This window comes from Natronomonas sp. (assembly GCF_046710025.1).
In the GTDB taxonomy this organism is placed as follows: Archaea; Halobacteriota; Halobacteria; order Halobacteriales; family Haloarculaceae; genus Natronomonas.
Map to the genome: position 1 here is coordinate 1 of NZ_JBKEGK010000231.1, position 3,956 is coordinate 3,956.

Below are 3,956 nucleotides of genomic sequence, written 5' to 3' on the forward strand. Positions count from 1 at the left end.
CTCGACACGCCACTGGGAACGCCGGGGCGGACCGGGTAGCGCCGGCCGAACTCTCGGGCGACGCCGTCGCCTACGTCACGCTCGGGGACGAGGCTCGCTCGCGGCTCCAGTCACGGGCGGACGGGTCAGTCGACGGCCTCGACGCTCTTCTCGCGGCCGCCGAGGCGTTCGGCGTCGCGATAGAAGCGGACCGAACAGCGAGTCGGCTCCGATATGGCATCGTTGCTGCCCCGTCGTCGCTGTCGATCGAGCAGGTGCGTTCCCTGGCAAAGCGGGCTATCGACGGCCACGAGGGGGATTTCGACATCGAAGCTGTTTCCAGGCACGGACGGCTGTTCGTCGTCGAGGCGGCCGTCGGGACCGGCGCGATCTGGCGCATCCACGGGCGGGTGCTTGAGGCGCTATCGGAGTGAGACCTGCTGGCGGCCGCCGGGGCGGCGCGTGTGGGCGCTCCGCCGGTTGATGTTCACGAATATGTACAGCTATTCGAACCCACAACCGTTTTTACGCACGAACACGCCCGTCCACGTATGACTGCCTACACCGCGACCGTCACCGTTCGGCTGAAGCGGGGCGTTCTCGACCCCGAGGCCGAGACGACCCAGCAGGCTCTCGAACGGCTCGGGTTCGAACTCGAGGACCTCCGGTCCGCCGACCGCTTCGAGGTCGACGTGGACGCCGACGACGCCGACGACGCCGAAACCCGGGCCGCGGAGATGGCCGAGCGGCTGTTGGCGAACCCGACTATTCACGACTACGAGGTCGAGGTCGCGGAGGCGTAGATGACAGTCACACCCTACACGATCGTTGTCGCCTGCTCGCCGCCGGAGGGCTCGCTGTGAGCGTTGCAGTCATCCGCTTCGGCGGCTCGAACTGCGACCGCGACGCCGTCCGCGCGCTCGAACACCTCGGCATCGAGTGCGAGATCGTCTGGCATGGCGACGGCCTCCCGGCGGATCCCGACGGGATCGTCATCCCCGGGGGCTTCTCCTACGGCGACTACCTCCGAGCCGGCGCGATGGCCGCCCGCACCCCGGTTCTCGATGACGTTCGGGCGGCCGCCGACTCGGGGACGCCGGTTCTCGGCGTCTGCAACGGCGCACAGATCGGTTCAGAGAGCGGCCTCACCCCCGGCGCGTTTACCACGAACCGCAGCGCCCGTTTCCAGTGCGAACCGGTGTACCTGCGCGTCGAGAACGCCGACACGCCCTGGACCGACGCCTACGACGTGGGTGACGTGATCGAGATTCCGATCGCTCACGGCGAGGGGCGCTTCGAGATCGACGACGATCGGCTCGCGACGATGGAGGACGACGACCGCGTGATCTTCCGGTACTGCGACGCCGACGGCGAGATCACCGACGCGGCCAACCCGAACGGCTCGAAACACAACGTTGCAGGCGTCCTCGGTGAGGACGACCACATCGCGGTGTTGATGCCCCACCCCGAGCGGGCCAGCCTCCCCGACATCGGCCCGACGGACGGACAGGGGATCCTCCGGGCATTCGAGTAACGGCAAGGGCTCAATACGAGACGAAGAGACGGATTGCAGTAGAACGACGGACGGTTAATAGACGATTAGGCCGGAGTTGTTTTTCGCCACAGCCGCAGCCACGCGCAAAAACCGGTCCAGGGCCGCCAGATCGCGACGGAACGGGGTCCCGGCCGCGACCGAAACGCCGGCCGGTCGGCGAGTTCCGCCTCGCAGTCGGGGCATAGATAGCGGGTGCTGCTGTGTGATTCGACGACCCGCCAGTCACCGTCGCTACGACTCCGATGTCCGCAGTCCGGACAAAAGAGCGTCGGCTTCGGCGGCACGTCGTGCTCGAACTTCCCTGAGTCGTTTTCCATTATCTTCGGTGAGAATGCCGTCGAACTGCGATCAGGTCGTTGTTCGTTCCGTCACGTCCGCCCTGGGGTCCTCGCGGACGGGGATGCCGCGCGAGCGGAGTTCGGCGGCCAGTTTGACCGGTGGGACGCCGCTTTGCTTCGCCGCTTCCTCAAGGGTGAGTGTCCCGCCGCGATACAGCGTGAGTGTCGCTGTCAAGGATCTATATGACATTCGTGCTTCGAATTAGGGTACGTAGTTCATTTATTTAAATATTTCGAATCACTTTACAGCAAAAGTATGAACTGATAGCCAAAATAATCGTATATGCGTTTTCTAAGGTAGTACGTACTGATACACGATATGAACGATGCTGAGCACCGCTTCGTACCGTGCGGAGGTCCGGTCGCTGAGAGAGGCAAGTACTCGGCGTAGCGACATAAGCGAGCCTACATAACCACGCATTCAGCCGTCTCGGACGGTCTAACCTATCGCTCAGGCCGAGGCCGCGGCGTCACCGTCGTCGATCACACCCTCGGCCCAGCTTCCCTGCAGGAAGGAGCCAGCGACGGCCAGCGCCATCAGAACGTTCGCCAGCGCCTCGCCGTACCAGACGCCGGTCGCGCCAAACCCGCCGGGGACCGCGAGGGCGTAGGCGAAGGCGGACCGGAACACGATGAAGCCGAGGAACGCGAACACCATCGCGGTCCGCGTGTCGCCGCTGCCGCGAAAGCCACCTTGGATGACATAGAACAGCCCCAAGAAAACGTACGTCGACCCGACGATCCGGAGGTACTCGCCGCCGATATCCGTGACGGCGACCGCGCCGCTCCCGGAGATGAAGAGCCCGATAATCGGGTCGGCAAGCAGGTAAATAGCGGCGCTAAACGCCAGAAGCGACGCGACGACGATTCCCGAGGCGGCCACCACGCCCCGCCTTGCCCGGTCCGGCTGTTCGGCACCGAGGTTCTGCCCGACGACGGTTTCGACCCCCCGAGCGAGTCCGAGCGCCGGCAACACGACGATTGAGGTGACCCGCGAGCCGATCCCGTAGGCCGCGACCGCATCAGAGCCGGCAACGGCGACGAGGGCGGTCAGGATTGTCACGCTCAGCGCGCTCGTCGAGATCTCGACGCTGGCCGGCGTGCCGATCCGAACGAGATCGCGCACTGTATCCGACCGCGGACGGAAATCCGAGGGAACGAGTTCGATCCCGACTGATCCCGACAACAGCAGGTAAATGCCGACGACAGCGCCGATCCCCCGCGAGCAGATCGTCGCCAGCGCCGCGCCTCGGATGCCGAGGCCCGAGAACCCAGTCGCCGCGTATAGCGTCGTCTCCAGGGAGTCCGCGCCGAACCATGCAAACAGCGCGTTGTCCTGGAATCCGAGGATAAAAAACGGGTCGATAAGGACGTTCAACCCGACGCCGAAGGCCATGAGATACAGCGGCGTCCGCGTGTCGCCCCACCCCTGCAGCAGCGACTGGAAGACAAAGAATCCGAAGATGAACGGGATACCGATGAACATCGTGCGGGTGTAGGCCACGGCCAGTCGGTGCTCGGGCGAACCGGGCACCGCCCCGACGAGTTCCAGAAGGGTCGGCGCGAGCGCGTAGCCAGCGACCGAAAAGACGAGTGAGACACCTAACACGACCGTGATCGTCTGGCCGGCCACCCGGCCCACGCGGTCGACCTGCCCCGCACCCTTGTTCTGGGCGACGAGAACGGTTCCGGCCACAGAGAAACCGAGCGAGAGAGCGATAACAAGGAAGACGATAGCCCACGAAAACGACAGCGCCGCGACGGCCGGTTGACCGAGGCGACCGACCCAGAACGTGTCGGCGAGGTTGTAGCCGACCTGAAGCACGTTCGTCAGGATGATCGGAACCGAGAGGACAACGAGCGGTTTGAGCAGGGCACCGTCCGTGACGTTGACCGCCCGATCTCGCGGTGACGAACGGCTCATCTGGCGACTCCCGCTCGCGCTCGCCGGGTGAAGCCGCGGGCTCGACGGCGGGCGGACGGTCGGGGTATCGGCTCAGGCGGGCGCGTATTCATTATGATCGGCTCATCGGGAGTGTCGAGGGGGACGGGGGGTCGTCGGAGGCGTATGGGTGGCGTCGAGG

4 protein-coding genes and 1 pseudogene are annotated in these 3,956 nt (G+C 65.2%); 3 read left to right on the forward strand and 2 right to left on the reverse strand.

The window, feature by feature from the left end; all coding sequences use genetic code 11:
- The 3 genes and pseudogenes from ACI944_RS12670 to purQ all read left to right on the forward strand — a co-directional run.
- Window positions 1-413, forward strand: a pseudogene (locus ACI944_RS12670) (hypothetical protein); the annotation flags it as partial.
- 117 nt (window positions 414-530) lie between these two features.
- Window positions 531-782, forward strand: a complete 252-nt coding sequence (gene purS / locus ACI944_RS12675) for a phosphoribosylformylglycinamidine synthase subunit PurS (protein WP_411719402.1) — start codon at window positions 531-533, stop codon at window positions 780-782.
- A 32-nt stretch (window positions 783-814) separates the two neighbouring features.
- Complete coding sequence (gene purQ / locus ACI944_RS12680) at window positions 815-1,513, forward strand: phosphoribosylformylglycinamidine synthase I (RefSeq protein ID WP_411719405.1); 699 nt, start codon at window positions 815-817, stop codon at window positions 1,511-1,513.
- Between the two features lie 369 nt (window positions 1,514-1,882).
- Here purQ and ACI944_RS12685 read toward each other — a convergent pair whose 3' ends face one another.
- Window positions 1,883-2,062: a hypothetical protein gene (locus ACI944_RS12685; RefSeq protein WP_411719403.1), complete on the reverse strand. Its 180-nt coding sequence runs from the start codon at window positions 2,060-2,062 to the stop codon at window positions 1,883-1,885.
- Between the two features lie 261 nt (window positions 2,063-2,323).
- Window positions 2,324-3,796 carry an MATE family efflux transporter gene (locus ACI944_RS12690; protein ID WP_411719404.1) on the reverse strand — a complete coding sequence of 491 codons (1,473 nt, stop codon included), beginning with the start codon at window positions 3,794-3,796 and terminating at the stop codon, window positions 2,324-2,326.
- Window positions 3,797-3,956: the final 160 nt, after the last annotated feature.

Excerpts from the sequence above, each read along its gene's own strand:
- purS (WP_411719402.1), top strand. The coding sequence starts at position 531 with ATGACTGCCTACACCGCGACCGTCACCGTTCGGCTGAAGCGGGGCGTT.
- ACI944_RS12685 (WP_411719403.1), bottom strand. The coding sequence starts at position 2,062 with ATGTCATATAGATCCTTGACAGCGACACTCACGCTGTATCGCGGCGGG.
- ACI944_RS12690 (WP_411719404.1), bottom strand. The coding sequence starts at position 3,796 with ATGAGCCGTTCGTCACCGCGAGATCGGGCGGTCAACGTCACGGACGGT.